The organism is Burkholderia sp. APQ4-4ca, assembly GCF_057837105.1.
Genome location: NZ_JBYQCG010000224.1, coordinates 65,451 through 82,143, shown reverse-complemented (window position 1 = coordinate 82,143; position 16,693 = coordinate 65,451). Strand labels below are relative to the sequence as shown.

General features: G+C 68.2%; 17 protein-coding genes. 10 read left to right on the top strand and 7 right to left on the bottom strand.

Annotated elements, in window-relative coordinates; translation table 11 throughout:
• Positions 1-20: 20 nt before the first annotated feature.
• Positions 21-902: a pirin family protein gene (locus AC3IFE_RS25460; RefSeq protein ID WP_489192766.1), complete on the bottom strand. Its 882-nt coding sequence runs from the start codon at positions 900-902 to the stop codon at positions 21-23.
• A 265-nt stretch (positions 903-1,167) separates the two neighbouring features.
• Between AC3IFE_RS25460 and AC3IFE_RS25455 the strand changes: the two genes are divergently transcribed.
• Entirely contained in the window at positions 1,168-2,046 is an 879-nt protein-coding gene (locus tag AC3IFE_RS25455) for an EamA family transporter (protein WP_301738763.1), read from the top strand.
• A gap of 45 nt (positions 2,047-2,091) precedes the next feature.
• Here the strand turns inward: AC3IFE_RS25455 and AC3IFE_RS25450 are convergent, their stop codons facing one another.
• A complete protein-coding gene (locus AC3IFE_RS25450) occupies positions 2,092-3,618 on the bottom strand; it encodes an N-acetylmuramoyl-L-alanine amidase (protein WP_089468301.1) in 1,527 nt (508 codons plus the stop codon).
• Positions 3,600-4,151: a tRNA (adenosine(37)-N6)-threonylcarbamoyltransferase complex ATPase subunit type 1 TsaE gene (gene tsaE, locus AC3IFE_RS25445; protein WP_489192763.1), complete on the bottom strand. Its 552-nt coding sequence runs from the start codon at positions 4,149-4,151 to the stop codon at positions 3,600-3,602. Before tsaE ends, AC3IFE_RS25450 begins: the two co-directional genes overlap by 19 nt.
• 17 nt (positions 4,152-4,168) lie before the next feature.
• Between tsaE and queG the strand changes: the two genes are divergently transcribed.
• From queG to xerD, 3 genes are all read left to right on the top strand, one after another.
• Positions 4,169-5,404: a tRNA epoxyqueuosine(34) reductase QueG gene (gene queG, locus AC3IFE_RS25440; RefSeq protein ID WP_489192761.1), complete on the top strand. Its 1,236-nt coding sequence runs from the start codon at positions 4,169-4,171 to the stop codon at positions 5,402-5,404.
• Positions 5,405-5,469: 65 nt separating this feature from the next.
• On the top strand, positions 5,470-5,940 hold the full coding sequence (locus AC3IFE_RS25435; RefSeq protein WP_089468298.1) for a methylated-DNA--[protein]-cysteine S-methyltransferase: 471 nt from the start codon (positions 5,470-5,472) through the stop codon (positions 5,938-5,940).
• Positions 5,937-6,893: a site-specific tyrosine recombinase XerD gene (gene xerD, locus AC3IFE_RS25430; RefSeq protein ID WP_489192758.1), complete on the top strand. Its 957-nt coding sequence runs from the start codon at positions 5,937-5,939 to the stop codon at positions 6,891-6,893. The genes AC3IFE_RS25435 and xerD overlap by 4 nt, the downstream gene beginning before the upstream one ends.
• Before the next feature lie 75 nt (positions 6,894-6,968).
• Here xerD and AC3IFE_RS25425 read toward each other — a convergent pair whose 3' ends face one another.
• Positions 6,969-8,531: a class I adenylate-forming enzyme family protein gene (locus AC3IFE_RS25425; protein WP_489192756.1), complete on the bottom strand. Its 1,563-nt coding sequence runs from the start codon at positions 8,529-8,531 to the stop codon at positions 6,969-6,971.
• 235 nt (positions 8,532-8,766) lie between these two features.
• Between AC3IFE_RS25425 and ybaK the strand changes: the two genes are divergently transcribed.
• Both ybaK and plsY read left to right on the top strand, forming a co-directional pair.
• Positions 8,767-9,258, top strand: a complete 492-nt coding sequence (gene ybaK / locus AC3IFE_RS25420; RefSeq protein WP_089468295.1) for a Cys-tRNA(Pro) deacylase — start codon at positions 8,767-8,769, stop codon at positions 9,256-9,258.
• Between the two features lie 116 nt (positions 9,259-9,374).
• A complete protein-coding gene (gene plsY, locus AC3IFE_RS25415; protein ID WP_489192754.1) occupies positions 9,375-10,016 on the top strand; it encodes a glycerol-3-phosphate 1-O-acyltransferase PlsY in 642 nt (213 codons plus the stop codon).
• Positions 10,017-10,095: 79 nt separating this feature from the next.
• Here plsY and AC3IFE_RS25410 read toward each other — a convergent pair whose 3' ends face one another.
• A complete protein-coding gene (locus AC3IFE_RS25410) occupies positions 10,096-10,581 on the bottom strand; it encodes a YajQ family cyclic di-GMP-binding protein (protein ID WP_006482217.1) in 486 nt (161 codons plus the stop codon).
• A 144-nt stretch (positions 10,582-10,725) separates the two neighbouring features.
• Between AC3IFE_RS25410 and murB the strand changes: the two genes are divergently transcribed.
• Positions 10,726-11,769 (top strand): UDP-N-acetylmuramate dehydrogenase, encoded by a 1,044-nt coding sequence (murB, locus tag AC3IFE_RS25405; RefSeq protein WP_489192751.1) that lies wholly within the window; start codon positions 10,726-10,728, stop codon positions 11,767-11,769.
• Positions 11,770-11,865: 96 nt separating this feature from the next.
• Here murB and argF read toward each other — a convergent pair whose 3' ends face one another.
• The gene (gene argF / locus AC3IFE_RS25400; protein WP_006482207.1) at positions 11,866-12,795 is read right to left on the bottom strand and encodes an ornithine carbamoyltransferase; all 930 of its coding nucleotides are present in this window, start codon (positions 12,793-12,795) and stop codon (positions 11,866-11,868) included.
• A gap of 412 nt (positions 12,796-13,207) precedes the next feature.
• On the opposite strand from argF, the gene AC3IFE_RS25395 reads away from it, so the two are divergent.
• Positions 13,208-13,528 carry a DUF3579 domain-containing protein gene (locus AC3IFE_RS25395; RefSeq protein ID WP_011546046.1) on the top strand — a complete coding sequence of 107 codons (321 nt, stop codon included), beginning with the start codon at positions 13,208-13,210 and terminating at the stop codon, positions 13,526-13,528.
• Between the two features lie 169 nt (positions 13,529-13,697).
• Here the strand turns inward: AC3IFE_RS25395 and rpsT are convergent, their stop codons facing one another.
• A complete protein-coding gene (gene rpsT / locus AC3IFE_RS25390; protein ID WP_006482211.1) occupies positions 13,698-13,970 on the bottom strand; it encodes a 30S ribosomal protein S20 in 273 nt (90 codons plus the stop codon).
• 305 nt (positions 13,971-14,275) lie between these two features.
• On the opposite strand from rpsT, the gene murJ reads away from it, so the two are divergent.
• Together murJ and AC3IFE_RS25380 are read left to right on the top strand one after the other, a co-directional pair.
• Positions 14,276-15,826 (top strand): murein biosynthesis integral membrane protein MurJ, encoded by a 1,551-nt coding sequence (gene murJ / locus AC3IFE_RS25385; RefSeq protein ID WP_059578388.1) that lies wholly within the window; start codon positions 14,276-14,278, stop codon positions 15,824-15,826.
• Between the two features lie 8 nt (positions 15,827-15,834).
• Positions 15,835-16,677, top strand: coding sequence for a SirB1 family protein (locus AC3IFE_RS25380; protein WP_011546044.1), 843 nt, complete (start codon positions 15,835-15,837; stop codon positions 16,675-16,677).
• The last annotated feature ends 16 nt before the right edge of the window (positions 16,678-16,693 follow it).

Genomic DNA, 16,693 nt, shown 5'->3' with positions numbered 1-16,693 from the left:
GGGGGCGGCGCGCCGCTTTTTCAACGCGGCTTCGATTCGGGCAGCGGAATCCACTCGGTCTCGCCGGGCACCTTGCCCATTTCCTGGCGCGTCCACGCCGCTTTCGCGCGCTCGATCGCGTCGCGGCTGCTCGCGACGAAATTCCATTCGATGAAGCGTTCGCCGTCGATCCGGTCACCGCCGAGCAGCATCGCGCGCGCGCCGCTGCCGCTCGCGAGCGTGACGGTCGCGCCCGGCGCGAGCAGGGCCATCCGTTCGGCCGGCACCGGCGTGCCGTCGATCGCGAGCTCGCCGTCGACCACGTAGACCGCGCGCTCCTCGTGCGACGCATCGAGTTCGAGCCGGCCGCCGGCCGCGAATTCGGCCGCGACGTACAGCGTGCGCGAGAACGTCGTCACGGGCGAATGCAGCCCGAATGCGTCGCCGGCGATCACCGTCAGCGCGACGCCGTTTTCATCGCGCTTGGGCAGCGTGTCGGCCGCGTGGTGCTCGAACGACGGCTCGGTGGTCTCGTGCGTTTTCGGCAGCGCGACCCAGGTCTGGATGCCGTGCACGGTGTGGCCGCTCGCGCGCTGCGCGTCGGGCGTACGCTCGGAGTGCACGATCCCGCGGCCGGCCGTCATCCAGTTCGCGTCGCCGGGCACGATTTCCTGCAGCGAGCCGAGGCTGTCGCGGTGCAGGATCGCGCCGTCGAACAGGTAGGTGACCGTCGCAAGCCCGATGTGCGGATGCGGGCGCACGTCGAGCCCCGCGCCGGCCGGCAGCGCGGCGGGCCCCATGTGATCGAAGAAGATGAACGGGCCGACGAGGCGGGCGGCGAGCGCGGGCAGCGTGCGGCGCACCTGCAGGTTGCCGATGTCGCGTACGTGCGGCTTCAGCAGGGCTTTGATCGAGTCGGTCATGGCGGGCCTTCGTGGGGAACGGCTGGATTGACGGTCATTGTACTGGCGGCCCGGTGGCGCGAGTGACGGGGCGCGCGAAAGGCGCGAGGCGGCCGCGGCAGGCACGTGTCGTGCGGCCTTCATCGTGTCGCGCAAGTCGTTGCGTTGCACCAGCCGCCGCCCGTCGCCGATTCCATGCACGCCGCGCGGGTATCGGGCGCGGCGGCGAAACCCGGTAGACTGACCGGCTTCACCAGACCATTCGACAATCGAGGAGACGCCGATGATGGCCCCGAAGGACTTGCTGCTCGCGCTGGTGGTGATCCTCGCATGGGGCGTGAACTTCGTCGTGATCAAGGTCGGCCTGCACGGCATGCCGCCGATGCTGCTCGGCGCGCTGCGCTTCACGCTCGCGGCCGTGCCCGCGGTGTTCTTCGTGCGCCGGCCGCAGATTTCGTGGCGGCTGCTGGTGCTGTACGGCGCGACGATCCAGCTCGGCCAGTTCGTGTTCCTGTTCACCGGCATGTACGTCGGGATGCCGGCCGGCCTCGCGTCGCTCGTGCTGCAGTCGCAGGCGTTCTTCACGCTGGTGTTCGCGATGCTGTTCCTCGGCGAGCGGCTGCGCGTGCAGAACCTGGTCGGGCTCGCGATCGCCGCGGGCGGGCTCGTCGTGATCGCCGCGCAAGGCGGCCGCGCGATGACGCTCGCGGGCTTCCTGCTGACGATCTGCTCGGCCGCGATGTGGGCCATCGGCAATATCGTCACGAAGAAGGTGGGGAAGGCGAATCTCGTGTCGCTCGTCGTGTGGGCGAGCCTCGTGCCGCCCGTGCCGTTCTTCCTGCTGTCGCTGTGGTTCGAAGGGCCGAAACGGATCGCGACCGCGCTCGCGGGGCTCGACGGCGCGTCGATCTTCGCGGTCGTCTATCTCGCGTTCGTCGCGACGCTGCTCGGCTACGGGCTGTGGAGCCGCCTGCTGTCGCGCTATCCGGCCGCGCAGGTCGCGCAATTCTCGTTGCTGGTGCCGATCGTCGGGCTCGCGTCGTCGTCGCTGCTGCTGGACGAGCATCTGACGCAATCGCAGCTGATCGGCGCCGCGCTCGTGATGGGCGGGCTCGCGGTGAACGTGTTCGGCGGGAAACTGCTGAGCCGCTTCGCGGCGTCGTGACGCGCCGGCACGCGCTGCGTGCCGGCGGCATGGAACGGGCGGCGCTCAGGCCATCCGGCTCTTCGCGAGCGGCGGATTCGCGGCGAAATAGCGCTTGATGCCGCGGAAGATCGCGTCGGCCATCTCGTCGCGATAGCTGTCGTCGTTGAGGCGACGCTCTTCGTCCGGGTTGCTGATGAACGCGGTCTCGACGAGGATCGACGGAATGTCGGGCGCCTTCAGCACCGCGAACCCGGCTTGCTCGACCGAGCCCTTGTGCAGCTTGTTGATGCCGCCCACTTCCTTCAGCACGTAGTTGCCGTAGCGCAGCGAGTCGCGGATCTGCGCGGTCGTCGACATGTCGAACAGCGCGCGGTTCACCGCCGCGTCCGCCGTCTTGATGTTGATGCCGCCGATCAGGTCCGACGAATTTTCCTTGTTCGCCATCCAGCGCGCCGCGGCGCTCGTCGCGCCGTGGTCGGACAGCGCGAACACCGACGAGCCGCGCGCGGACGGCGTCGTGAACGCGTCCGCGTGGATCGACACGAAGAGATCCGCGCCGACGCGGCGCGCTTTCTGCACGCGCACGTTCAGCGGCACGAAGAAATCGGCGTCGCGCGTCATCATCGCGCGCATGTTCGGCGCGGCGTCGATCTTCGCGCGCAGCTTCTTCGCGATGTCGAGCGCGATGTGCTTCTCGTACGTGCCGCCGCCGCCGATCGCGCCCGGATCCTCGCCGCCGTGGCCCGGATCGATCGCGACCGTCAGCAGGCGCACGGTGCCGCCCTTGCCCGATTTCGGCGCGGTGAACTTGTAGGTGTCGTCGTCGTTGTCGTCGCGGCGCGCGATGACTGGCGGCGGCTTGACGGCCGGCTTCGCGGGCGTCGACGGCGTGCCGGCGGCCGGCGGCGTGTGCGGCGCGGCCGGCGTGTTCTGCGCGAAACGCTGGAAGAACGCGTCGCTGTTGTCGCCCGCGCCCGCGCCGGGCGGCGGGGTGCCCGGGCCGGCCAGCGTGGACGGCGGCTGCATCTGCTGCGCGCGCGCGGTGTCGTTGAGCGCCTGTTCCTTGCGTTCCGTCTGCGCGATCAGGTCGGACAGCGGATCGGGCGCGACGGCCGGATACAGGTCGAACACGAGCCGGTACTTGTAGGTGCCGACGGGCGGCAGCGTGAACACCTGCGGCTTCACCGAGCCCTTCAGGTCGAACACCATCCGCACGACGTGCGGCTGATACTGGCCGACGCGCACCGACTGGATCTGCGGATCGTTCGGCGCGATCTTCGATACGAGATCGCGCAGCGACTGGTCGAGGTCGAGGCCGTTCAGATCGACGACCAGACGGTCGGGACCCTGCAGCAGTTGTTGGCTATTCTGCAGCGGCTGGTCGGATTCGATCGTGACGCGCGTGTAATCGCGTGCGGGCCACACGCGCACGCCGAGCACCGACGACGCGTGCGCGAGCCGCGGCGCGACGAGACCGAGCACCAGCGTCGACGCCCCCGCGCGCAGGATCTGACGGCGGCGCCAGTTGTGCGTCGCGGTGGCCGCCGATTCGATCGAGCGGAACGGTTTGATCAACATCTTTCGAGACATGCCTTTCCTGAAGCGCTGTACGCCCGGACGGTGAGGGCACGGCCGTCGCCGTCCACGTCGAGCGAGAAAACCAGATCGGGCACGCCGAGCAGCGCGCCCGCCTGTTGCGGCCATTCGACGAGGCAGATCGCGCTGGAATTGAAATATTCGCGAAAGCCTGCATCGGACCATTCGGCCGGATCGTTGAATCGGTACAGATCGAAGTGATAGACCTCGAGTTCCCCATCGCTGCGTTCGAGCGCGTACGGCTCGACGAGCGTATAGGTCGGGCTGCGCACGCGGCCCGGGTGGCCGAGGCCGCGCAGGATCGCGCGCACGAGGGTCGTCTTGCCCGCGCCGAGATCGCCGACCAGCTGGATCTGCAGCCCGTCGAACGCATGGGCGCGGTCGAGCTCGAGGCGCGCCGCGTCGAGCGCGTGCGCGAAGCGGGTGCCGAAGGCCTCGGTTGCCGCTTCGTCGGCGAGCGCGATCACGCGCTCCGCGAGCGGGGCGGGCAACGTGGCTTGAGGCGGTTGGCTGGACGTGGCTGGCATTCTCGTAAAATAGTGCGATGAACCGACTACCGGAACACGCCGCATCCGACCGGCCTTCGACTCGTGCCGAAGGCGCGGCGCCGTGCGCGCTCGACGATGCGGCGTTGACTGCGCTCGCCGCTCGCATCAGGGCGTGGGGGCGCGAATTGGGTTTCGGGGCGATCGGCATCGGCGACACCGATCTCTCGGATGCCGAAGCGGGCCTCGCCGCCTGGCTGGAAGCCGGATACCACGGCGAAATGGATTATATGGCCAAACATGGGATGAAACGCGCGCGGCCGGCCGAACTTGTGGCCGGTACGCGACGCGTGATCTCCGTGCGGCTCGCCTATTTGCCGGCCCAAACGCTCGCGGCCGACGCGCTCGGCGGCGAGCCCGGCGCGCTCGCGCCGCACGACTGGCGCGCGCGCGAACGGGCGCGGCTCGACGATCCGCAGGCGGCCGTCGTGTCGATCTATGCGCGCGGCCGCGACTATCACAAGGTATTGCGCAACCGGCTGCAGACGCTCGCGGAGCGCATCGAGCACGAGATCGGCGGGTTCGGCTACCGCGTGTTCACCGATTCGGCGCCCGTGCTCGAGGTCGAGCTCGCGCAGAAGGCCGGGGTCGGCTGGCGCGGCAAGCACACGCTGCTGCTGCAGCGCGATGCCGGCTCGCTGTTCTTTCTCGGCGAGATCTACGTCGACCTGCCGCTGCCGACCGACGCGCATACGTCGCCCGACACCGCGCCCGAGACGCCCGGCGCGCACTGCGGCAGCTGCACGCGCTGCATCGACGCGTGCCCGACCGGCGCGATCGTCGAGCCGTACCGCGTCGATGCGCGCCGCTGCATCTCGTACCTGACGATCGAACTGAAAGGCAGCATCCCCGAGCCGCTGCGGCCGATGATCGGCAATCGCGTGTACGGCTGCGACGACTGCCAGCTCGTGTGCCCGTGGAACAAGTTCGCGCAGGCGGCGCCCGTCGCCGATTTCGACGTGCGGCACGGCCTCGACCGCGCGACGCTCCTTGAGCTGTTCGCGTGGGACGCGCAGGCGTTCGACACGCGGATGCAGGGCAGCGCGATCCGGCGCATCGGCTACGAAAGCTGGCTGCGCAATCTCGCGGTCGGGCTCGGCAATGCGCTGCGCGCCGGCGCGGACCGGCTCGCGCCGCCCGCGCGCGACGCGATCGTCGCCGCGCTGCGCGCCCGCGCCGACGATCCGTCGCCGGTCGTGCGCGAACATGTCGAATGGGCGCTGCGAGCCGCGTGAAGGCGGCGTAAAGTGTCGTCGGCGCGCGGGCAGCACCGCGCCCGTCCCCTGGTCAGGAGAAGGCAATGTTCAACGCAGTCATCGACGCGCCGTTCGGCAAGGTCGGCATTCGCACGGATGCCGCGGTGGTGCGCGAGATCGTCTATCTGCCCGAATCGATGAAGTCGGTCGATCCGGATTCACCGCTCGCGAAGCGCGCGGTCGAGCAGATCGAACGTTATTTCGAGCGCGCATCGGCGCGCTTCGACCTGCCGCTCGCCGACGTCGGCAGTGCATTCCAGCACCGCGTGTGGGACGTGATCAGTGACATCCCGCCCGGTACGGTGCTGACCTACGGCCAGGTCGCGAAGCGGATCGGCAGCGCGCCGCGCGCGGTCGGCCAGGCGTGCGGCGGGAACTACTTCCCGCTCGTGATCCCGTGCCATCGCGTCGTCGCGGCGGGCGGCCTCGGCGGGTTCGCGAACCACGACGACAACGGCTATTACCAGAAAGTGAAGCGCTGGCTGCTGGCGCACGAAGGCGTGCCGTACCCATGAGCGAACCGATGATGTCCCCCGACGCCGACAACGACACCGACACCGTCGCGGCATCCCCCGCGCTGCTCGCGAGCCGCGCATCGATCGACGTGTTCTGCGATGCGCTGTGGCTCGAGCACGGGCTCGCGCGCAACACGCTCGATGCGTACCGGCGCGACCTGGCGCTGTTTTCCCACTGGCTGGCCGCGACGCACGACGCGCCGCTCGACTCGGCCGACGAGGCGATGGTGACCGGCTACATCGCCGCGCGCAGCGACGGCAAGGCGACCTCGTCGAACCGGCGGCTGTCGGTGTTCCGTCGCTATTACGGCTGGGCCATGCGCGAGCATCGCGCGAGCGCCGACCCGACGCTGCGGATCACGTCCGCGAAACAGGCGGCCCGGTTCCCGTCGACGCTGTCCGAGGCGCAGGTCGAGGCGCTGCTCGGCGCGCCCGACATCGGCACGCCGCTCGGCCTGCGCGATCGCACGATGCTCGAGCTGATGTACGCGAGCGGGCTGCGCGTGAGCGAGCTCGTGACGCTGAAAACGGTGGAGGTCGGCCTCAACGAAGGCGTCGTGCGCGTGATGGGCAAGGGGTCGAAGGAGCGGCTCGTGCCGTTCGGCGAAGTCGCGCACGGCTGGATCGAACGCTACCTGCGCGACGCGCGGCCGGCGCTGCTCGGCGCACGCGCGGCCGATGCGCTGTTCGTGACCGCGCGCGGCGACGGGATGACGCGCCAGCAGTTCTGGAACATCATCAAGCGTCACGCGCAGCAGGCCGACGTGCGCGCGCACCTGTCGCCGCACACGCTGCGGCACGCGTTCGCGACGCACCTGCTGAACCACGGCGCCGACCTGCGCGTCGTGCAGTTGCTGCTCGGCCACAGCGACATCTCGACCACGCAGATCTATACGCACGTCGCGCGCGAGCGGCTCAGGACGCTGCACGCGCAGCATCACCCGCGCGGCTGACGCGCGACGCGGGCATGCGGTGCGGTGCGGCGTGGTGGGGCGCCGGTGCAGGTTCCCCCGCGTAGGGCGGCCGCGTCAGACCAGCTCGCGCAGCCGGTGCTTGAGCACCTTGCCGGTCGACGCGGCCGGCAGCGCATCGAGCACGCGGATGTGCGCAGGGCGTTTGTAAGCGGTGAGCCGATCCGCGCACCACGCGTGCAATGCCGCCTCGTCCGCCGTCGCACCGGGCACCAGCTCGACGAACGCGAGCACTTCCTCGTTGCCTTCGATCGCGCGGCCGATCACGGCCGCCTGCACGACGTCCGGATGCGCGTTCAGCACCTGTTCGACTTCGACCGGATATACGTTGAAGCCCGAGCGGATGATCAGCTCCTTGCTTCGGCCCGCGATCGTCACCGCGCCGTCCGCGTCCTGCCGCGCGAGATCGCCGGTGCTCAGCCAGCCGTCCGGCGACACGGCCGCGCGCGTCGCGTCCGCGTCGCGGTAGTAGCCGAGCATCACGTTCGGCCCGCGCACGCGAATCTCGCCGACTTCGCCCGGCCGCACGTCGGTGCCCCCCGGCTCGACGATCCGGACCTCGATGCCGGGAATCGGCACGCCGACCGAACTGTCCGCGCGCGGCGCGTCGAGCGGCGTCTGGGTGATCGTCGGGCTGCTTTCGGTCATCCCGTAGCCGTTGTGCAGCGGCACGCCGTACAGGCGCTCGACGCGGGCCTTCAGGTTCGCATCGAGCGGCGAGCCGCCCGAATACGCGAAGCGCAGCCGCGGCGCGCGCCATGCGTGGCCATGCGTGTGCAGGTGTTCGAGCAGCTTCGCGTGCATCGCGGGCACGCCCTGGAAGATCGTCACGCCTTCGTCGGCGAGGGCGACACGCACGGCTTCCGGCGAGAAGCGCGGCGCGAGCCGCAGCGTCGCGCCCGCGTACAGGCTGCCGACGCACACGGACGCGAGCCCGTATACGTGCGACACGGGCAGCACCGTGTAGACGACGTCGTCCGGCGACACGCGGCGCAGCATGCTCGATATCGCCGCGATGAACAGCAGGTTGCGGTGCGACAGCATCACGCCTTTCGGCATGCCGGTCGTGCCCGTCGTGTAGATCAGCGCCGCGCACTGCCCGGCGCCGTCGGCGGCCACCGGTTCGGCGGGCGCGCCCGCATCGACGCGATACGACCACGCGCCGACGTCGACCGGCAGCGCGCCGGCGGGCGTCGCGCCGAGCCGCTCGGCGTGGGCGCGCGCATCGGCCGATGCGTCGATCGTGAACGCGATCAGCTTCGGACGCGCGTGCGCGGCGATCGCGTCGAGTTCGGCGGCCGACAGCCGCGCGTTCGACACGAGCGCCCATGCGTCGATGCGGGCGGCCGCGAACAGCAGCACGATCTGCGCGATGCAGTTTTCCGCGACGATCATCACGCGGTCGCCGCCTTGCACGCCGAGGCTCGCGAGCCGCGCGGCCGCCGCGTCGACAGCCTGCGCCAGCTCGCCGTACGACAGCCGGCGCGCATCCTCGATCAGCGCCGGATGCGCGGGCGACTGCGCGGCCCGGTGCGCGGGCACGTCGGCGATGCGGCGCGGCAGCGCGGCGAGCAGCGCATCGACGTCGAGCGATTCGGATGAACGGATGGGCGAGGACATGGCGTCTCCAGATGAGGGACCGGCGGCGGCCGACGATATTTGCGAACGATCGTGCCATGGCGATGCACGCACCACAATCAGCCAATCGGACAATAGCGCTTCACGATGTTCGCAACGATGATGGCCACACGCGCGACGGCGATGCGGCGGGCCGGCGGAAAACGGGCCGCGAGTATACCGTCGGCGCGGGCACGCCATTGCGCGCGCGCCGATCGTTCGCCATTAAAATGCCGCCATGAGCAAATCCAGACACGTGTCCGAAACCCCCGCGACCCAGTTGCTGCGCCGTCATGGCGTCGCATTCGGCGAGCATCCATACGAATACGTCGAGCACGGCGGCACCGGCGAATCGGCGCGTCAGCTCGGCGTCGACGAGCACAGCGTCGTGAAGACGCTCGTGATGGAAGACGAGCACGCGAAGCCGCTGATCGTGCTGATGCACGGCGATCGCACCGTGTCGACGAAGAATCTCGCGCGTCAGATCGGCGCGAAGCGCGTCGAGCCGTGCAAGCCCGAGGTCGCGAACCGCCATTCGGGCTATCTGGTCGGCGGCACGTCGCCGTTCGGCACGCGCAAGACGATGCCTGTCTACGTCGAGGCGACGATCCTCGCATTGCCGACGATCTACCTGAACGGCGGCCGGCGCGGCTACCTCGTCAGCCTCGCGCCGGCAGTGCTCACGTCGCTGCTCGACGCGCAGCCCGTGCAGTGCGCGAGCGTCGACTGAGGGTTTCACCTTCGTGGCACCCGGCGCCCGTTCGGTAGAATGGGCGCCGTTTCGGCCTGCCGGCTTGCCGCGCCCGGCCGTCCCTTTCCCGATACGTTGAAAGAAGAGTCCTCCGCATGCAGATCCTGCTCGCCGCCTTCGTTGCCTACCTGATCGGTTCGGTGTCGTTCGCCGTCGTCGTCAGTTCCGTGATGGGCCTGGCCGACCCGCGTTCGTACGGGTCGAAGAACCCCGGCGCGACCAACGTGCTGCGCAGCGGCAACAAGAAGGCCGCGATCCTGACGCTCGTCGGCGACGCGTTCAAGGGCTGGATCGCCGTCTGGCTCGCCCGGCACTTCGGCCTGCCCGACGTCGCGGTCGCGTGGGTCGCGATCGCCGTGTTCCTCGGCCACCTGTACCCGGTGTTCTTCCGCTTCCAGGGCGGCAAGGGCGTCGCGACCGCGGCCGGCGTGCTGCTCGCCGTGCATCCGGTGCTCGGGCTCGCGACCGCGCTCACCTGGCTGATCGTCGCGTTCTTCTTCCGCTATTCGTCGCTCGCGGCGCTGGTGGCGGCCGTATTCGCGCCGGTGTTCGACGTGTTCCTGTTCGGCATGCCGGGCCACAACCCGATCGCATGGGCCGTGCTCGCGATGAGTGTGCTGCTCGTGTGGCGTCACCGCGGCAACATTTCGAAGCTGCTCGCAGGGCAGGAGAGCCGGATCGGCGACAAGAAGAAGGCGGCCGCCAACGGCGGCGCGCAGGACGGCGGGAAAGCCTGAGAACGCGCGGCGCTGGCCACGCGCCGGGCGCGCCGCGTGTGCGGGGCCCGGCCGGATGACGCGACGCGGCGGTTGCCGGTCAGTCGCGGAAGTTGTTGAAGTCGAGCGGCGTGTCGGTCACGTCCTTACGCAGCATCGCGATCGTGCTCTGCAGGTCGTCGCGCTTCGTGCCCGAAATGCGCACCGCGTCGCCCTGGATGCTCGCCTGCACCTTGATCTTGCTGTCCTTCACGAGGCGCACGATCTTCTTTGCCAGGTCGCCCGTCACGCCCTTCTTCACGGTGACGATCTGTTTGACCTTGTCGCCGCCGATCTTCTCGACCTTGCCGTAGTCGAGAAAGCGCACGTCGACGTTGCGCTTGGCCAGCTTGCCGATCAGCACGTCCTTGACCTGGCCGAGCTTGAAATCGTCGTCGGCGAACAGCGTCAGCTCGCGTTCCTTCTGCTCGACGCGCGCGTCGGAGCCCTTGAAGTCGAAGCGCGTCGAAATTTCCTTGTTCGACTGCTCGATGGCGTTCTTCACTTCGATCATGTTCGCTTCGGAAACGACGTCGAACGATGGCATGGCATTCTCCCTTGAGATGCGGGCACCCGGCTCGCGCGCGGGCACTCGCTATAATTGCGGACTGTTTGCCATTTTACCGATGCCCCTCCGTTTGCCCAAGGCCGGCCAGCACCGCCCGGGCCGACGTGACCGCGAATGCCGCCGATGCCTCCTGATGATTCCGCCCTGTCGCTGCTTCCCGACCATCCGCTCGCCGCGCACAACACGTTCGGCATCGCCGCGCGCGCGCGCTTCGCCGCGCGCATCACGCAGGCGGCGCAGTTCGAGGCGCTGCATCGCGACCCGCGGGTCGCGGCCCTGCCGCAGCTCGTGCTCGGCGGCGGCAGCAATATCGTGTTCACGCGCGATTTCGACGGCGTCGTGCTGCTCGACGAGATCGCGGGCCGCCGCGTCGTGCGCGAGGACGAAGACGCGTGGTACGTCGAGGCCGGCGGCGGCGAGAACTGGCACGCGTTCGTCGCGTGGACGCTCGAGCACGGGATGCCGGGCCTCGAGAATCTCGCGCTGATCCCGGGCACCGTCGGCGCCGCGCCGATCCAGAACATCGGCGCGTACGGCCTCGAGATGAAGGCGTATTTCGATTCGCTGGTCGCGGTCGAGCTGGCGACGGGGCGCAGCGAGCGCTTCGACGCCGCGCGCTGCGCGTTCGGCTATCGAGACAGTTTCTTCAAGCGGGAAGGGCGCGGCCGGTTCGCGATCGTCTCGGTGACGTTCCGGCTGCCGAAGCAATGGACGCCGCGGCTTGGCTACGCGGACGTCACGCGCGAGTTCGACGCGCGCGGCATCGCGCCCGATGCGGCGACGCCGCGCGACGTGTTCGACGCGGTCGTCGCGATCCGCCGCGCGAAGCTACCCGATCCGCTGGTGCTCGGCAATGCGGGCAGTTTCTTCAAGAATCCCGTGATCGACGCCGCGCAGTTCGAGGCGCTGCGCGCCCGCGTGCCGGAGGTCGTGTCGTATCCACAGCCGGACGGGCAGGTGAAGCTCGCGGCCGGCTGGCTGATCGACCGCTGCGGCTGGAAGGGGCGCGCACTCGGGGCGGCGGCCGTGCACGACCGCCAGGCGCTCGTGCTCGTCAATCGCGGCGGCGCGACCGGCGCCGACGTGCTGGCGCTGGCGCGGGCGATCCAGGCCGACGTGCGCGCGCGGTTCGGCGTCGAGCTGGAGGCGGAGCCGGTCTGCCTGTAACGGCGGCGCGCGTGCCGGTTTCGGCGCGCCCAAACGAAAAGCGCCGATCGTCGACCGGCGCTTTTTTACGCGTGTGCGTTGCCGCGCGTCAGTGCGTCAGTGCTTGAGGCGGCCGAGCAGCAGGAACTCCATCAGCGCCTTCTGCACGTGCAGGCGGTTTTCCGCTTCGTCCCACACGACGCTCTGCGGGCCGTCGATCACGCCGGCCGTCACTTCCTCGCCGCGGTGCGCGGGCAGGCAGTGCATGAAGAGGGCATCCGGATTCGCATGGCCCATCATTTCCTCGTCGACGCACCAGTCGGCGAACGCCTGCTTGCGCGCCTCGTTCTCGGCCTCGAAACCCATGCTCGTCCATACGTCGGTCGTCACGAGATCGGCGCCCTTGCACGCTTCGTTCGGATCGTCGAACACCTCGTAGAACGGCGCGCTGTCGGGCGACACGAGCTTCATGTCGAGCGCATAGCCGGGCGGGGTGGACAGGCGCAGCTTGAAGCCGAGGATCTGCGCGGCTTCGATCCACGTGTACAGCATGTTGTTCGCGTCGCCGACCCACGCGACGGTCTTGCCGGCGATCGGGCCGCGGTGCTCGTAGTACGTGAAAATATCGGCGAGCACCTGGCACGGGTGGTATTCGTTCGTCAGGCCGTTGATCACCGGCACGCGGGAATTCTGCGCGAAGCGCGTGATCACGTCCTGCTCGAACGTGCGGATCATGATGATGTCGACCATCCGCGAGATGACCTGTGCGGAATCCTCGACGGGTTCGCCGCGGCCGAGCTGCGTGTCGCGCGTGCTCATGAAGACGGCGTGGCCGCCGAGCTGGAAGATCCCTGCCTCGAACGACAGGCGCGTGCGCGTCGAGCTTTTCTCGAAGATCATCGCGAGCGTGCGGTCGTGCAGCGGGTGATAGGTCTCGTAGTTCTTGAACTTGCGCTTCAGGATACCCGTGCGTTCGAGCACGTACTCGTAGTCTTCCAGCGAGAAATCCTTGAACTGCAGGTAGTGACGAATGGTTTTGGCGGTCATGAAACGAAATACGGCGGGTCTCACCCGGCCGCGAGGCCGGACGGCGCCGCCGTCGGGTGTGGATAACTCAAAGCAGCATAAAGGATTTTCTGTGCTTTGACGAGCCGTGGAGCGACGCGGGGCAGGATCGCCGCGCGCGACCGGCCATTCGGGGAGGCGGGCGTCGGGACGCCGCGCAATGGCGCGCTGCGGTATAATTCAAAAGTTTTCTCCAGCCCGGCAGGCAAGGCTTTTCGCGCTCTGCCGGACACAAGCCGTGCGCTGCACAAATCCTGTGCAGTCCATCGGCGGCGCGCATCGACGCTCCGTTTTCGGGATATCGATCGGCGCGTGCGGCCGACCCTCCAGCTTTGTGTTCGCGTATCCAGGCGCCGTTGCCTGGACATCGCCGGGCCGTCACTTGGGTAACCACATGGCTGAAACCCCTCCGACCGAATTTTTCATCCAGGGCATCACGAAAGACGGGAAAAAGTTTCGCCCGAGCGACTGGTCGGAACGTCTGGCCGGTGTGATGGCCTGCTTCGGGCCGGGGGCGAGCGGGCCGAATGCGCGTCTCAAGTATTCGCTGTACGTGCGCCCGACGATGCTCGGTGACCTCAAATGCGTGATCCTCGATTCGCGGTTGCGCGACATCGAGCCGATGGCTTTCGATTTCGTGCTGAATTTCGCGAAGGACAACAACCTCGTCGTGACCGAGGCGTGCGAACTGCCGGACTACAACACAAAAAAGTGAGCGATGCCGGCGGGCGAGGGTGCGCGAGGGTGCATTTCGCGCGCGCCCTCCCGGCAAATGCCGCCCCCGCGCACGATGTGCCGGCGACAGCCAACAAAAAAGCCCGCCAAGGCGGGCTTTTTCGTGATCGCAGGAAACAGGAACGCCCGCCTGAGCGGGCGCACCGGAGTTACGCTGCTGCCTGCAGGCCCTTGACGGCTGCGGCCAGGCGGCTCTTGCTGCGAGCGGCCTTGTTCTTGTGAACGATCTTCTTGTCGGCGATCGTGTCGATCGTCTTCACGGCAGCCTTGAACAGCTCGGCAGCCTTTGCCTGGTCGCCGGCTTCAACAGCCTTGCGAACCGACTTGATCGCGGTACGGAATTTCGAGCGCAGCGCCGAGTTGTGCGAGTTTGCCTTCGCGGCCTGGCGGGCGCGCTTGCGTGCTTGTGCGGAGTTAGCCATGACGGTTCCTTATCCTGTCCTGTTTCCAGAGCTTGGAGCCTGACGGCCAAGCGCTGCTTTTCGATCCGTCCCCTGAGAACGATTGCCCAGGGGCGCATAAAAAAACGGTGATTTTAACCGAGGCCGGGACATGAAAACGGCAGTTGCCGTGCATGTACGAGCCCAGAAACCGGCGATTATAGCAACAAAATCAAGCGAGTGGCAAGTTCAACGTGATGCCGGCCGAATGGGGCCGTCGGCGGCCGGTGCGCTTTTCGGCATCGGCCGGTGGCCGGGTCGCACAACGTCCGTATAATGAGCGCCCCATGAATCTATTCCGAGCCCTGCTGACGGTCAGCGGCTTCACGCTGCTGTCGCGCGTGACCGGACTGGCCCGCGAGACGCTGATCGCCCGTGCGTTCGGCGCCAGTCAATACACCGACGCGTTCTACGTCGCCTTCCGTATCCCGAACCTGCTGCGCCGCCTGTCCGCCGAAGGCGCGTTCTCGCAGGCGTTCGTGCCGATCCTCGCCGAGTTCAAGAACCAGCAGGGGCACGATGCGACGAAGGCGCTCGTCGACGCGATGTCCACCGTGCTCGCCTGGGCGCTGGCCGTGCTGTCGGTCGTCGGCATCGCCGGTGCGTCGTGGGTCGTGTTCGCGGTCGCGTCCGGCCTGCACGGCGACGGCCAGGCGTTCCCGCTCGCGGTCACGATGACGCGGATCATGTTCCCGTACATCGTGTTCATTTCGTTGACCACGCTCGCGTCGGGCGTGCTGAACACGTACAAGAGCTTCTCGCTGCCCGCGTTCGCGCCGGTGCTGCTCAACGTCGCGTTCATCGCCGCGGCCGTATTCGTCGCGCCGCACCTGAAGGTGCCCGTCTACGCGCTCGCGTGGGCCGTCATCGTCGGCGGCGTGCTGCAGTTTCTCGTGCAGTTGCCGGGCCTGAAGAAGATCGACATGGTGCCGCTGATCGGCGTCAACCCGCTGCGCGCGCTGCGTCATCCGGGCGTGAAGCGCGTGCTCGCGAAAATGGTGCCGGCGACGTTCGCGGTGTCCGTCGCGCAATTGTCGCTGATCATCAACACCAACATCGCGTCGCGGCTCGGGCAGGGCGCCGTGTCGTGGATCAATTACGCCGACCGCCTGATGGAATTCCCCACCGCGCTGCTCGGCGTCGCGCTCGGCACGATCCTGCTGCCGAGCCTGTCGAAGGCGCACGTCGATGCCGATTCGCACGAATATTCGGCGCTGCTCGACTGGGGGCTGCGCGTCACGTTCCTGCTCGCGGCGCCGAGCGCGCTCGCGCTGTTCTTCTTCGCGACGCCGCTCACCGCGACCCTCTTCAACTACGGCAAGTTCGACGCGCATACCGTCACGATGGTCGCGCGCGCGCTGGCCACCTACGGGATCGGCCTCGTCGGCATCATCCTGATCAAGATCCTCGCGCCGGGCTTCTATGCGAAGCAGGACATCAAGACGCCCGTGAAGATCGCGGTCGGCGTGCTGATCGTCACGCAGCTGTCGAACTACGTGTTCGTGCCGCTGATCGGCCACGCGGGCCTCACGCTGAGCATCGGCGTCGGCGCGTGCCTGAATTCGCTGCTGCTGTTCCTCGGGCTGCGCAAGCGCGGCATCTACCAGCCGTCGCCGGGCTGGCTGCGCTTCTTCGTGCAGCTCGTCGGCGCGGCGCTCGTGCTCGCCGGCCTGATGCACTGGTGCGCGATCAGTTTCGACTGGACCGGCATGCGCGCGCAGCCGCTCGATCGCATTGCGCTGATGGCGGCGTGCCTCGTGCTGTTTGCTGCACTATATTTCGGTATGTTGTGGGTGATGGGCTTCAAATACGCTTATTTCAGAAGGCGCGCCAAGTGACGACCGCAATGACCCGCGTCCTCGACTACTTCAGCACGCTCGTGGCGGACGACGACAGTCTGCCCGTCACGGAAGCCGCGCTGTCGCTGGCGCAGGACGCGTATCCCGACCTCGACCTGCAGGGCACGCTGGCCGAACTCGACATGCTGGCGGCGCGGCTGCGCCGGCGGCTCGCCGACGACACGGACCTGAAAGGCCGCGTCGCCGCGCTGAACGACTTCTTCTTTCGCGAGCTCGGCTTCGCGTGCAATCACAACGATTACTACGACCCCGATAACAGCCACCTGAACGCCGTGCTGAAACGGCGGCGCGGGATTCCGATCTCGCTGTCGGTGCTGTACCTGGAGCTCGCCGAGCAGATCGGCGTGCCGGCGCGCGGCGTATCGTTTCCCGGCCATTTCCTGCTGCGCGTGACGCTGCCGGACGGCGACCTGATCATCGATCCGACCAACGGCCATTCGCTGTCCGAAGCCGAGATGGTCGAGATGCTCGAGCCGTACGTCGCGCGGGCGGCCGGCGCCGTCGACAGCGCGTTGCGCGCGCTGCTGCAGCCCGCGACGAGCCGCGAGATCATCGCGCGGATGCTGCGCAACCTGAAGACGATCTATCTGCAGACGGAGCGCTGGCAGCGGCTGCTCGCGGTGCAGCAGCGGCTCGTGATCCTGTTGCCCGAGCAGCTCGACGAGGTGCGCGACCGCGGCTTCGCGTATGCGCGGCTCGACTACCTGCGTCCCGCGCTCGAGGATCTCGAGCAGTATCTCGGCGAGCGGCCCGAGGCGGAAGACGCGACCGTCGTCGAGTCGCAGGTCAGCGAATTGCGGCAGCGGATGCAGCGCGACGGCGAGGATTGAGCCGCCGGCACGCCAT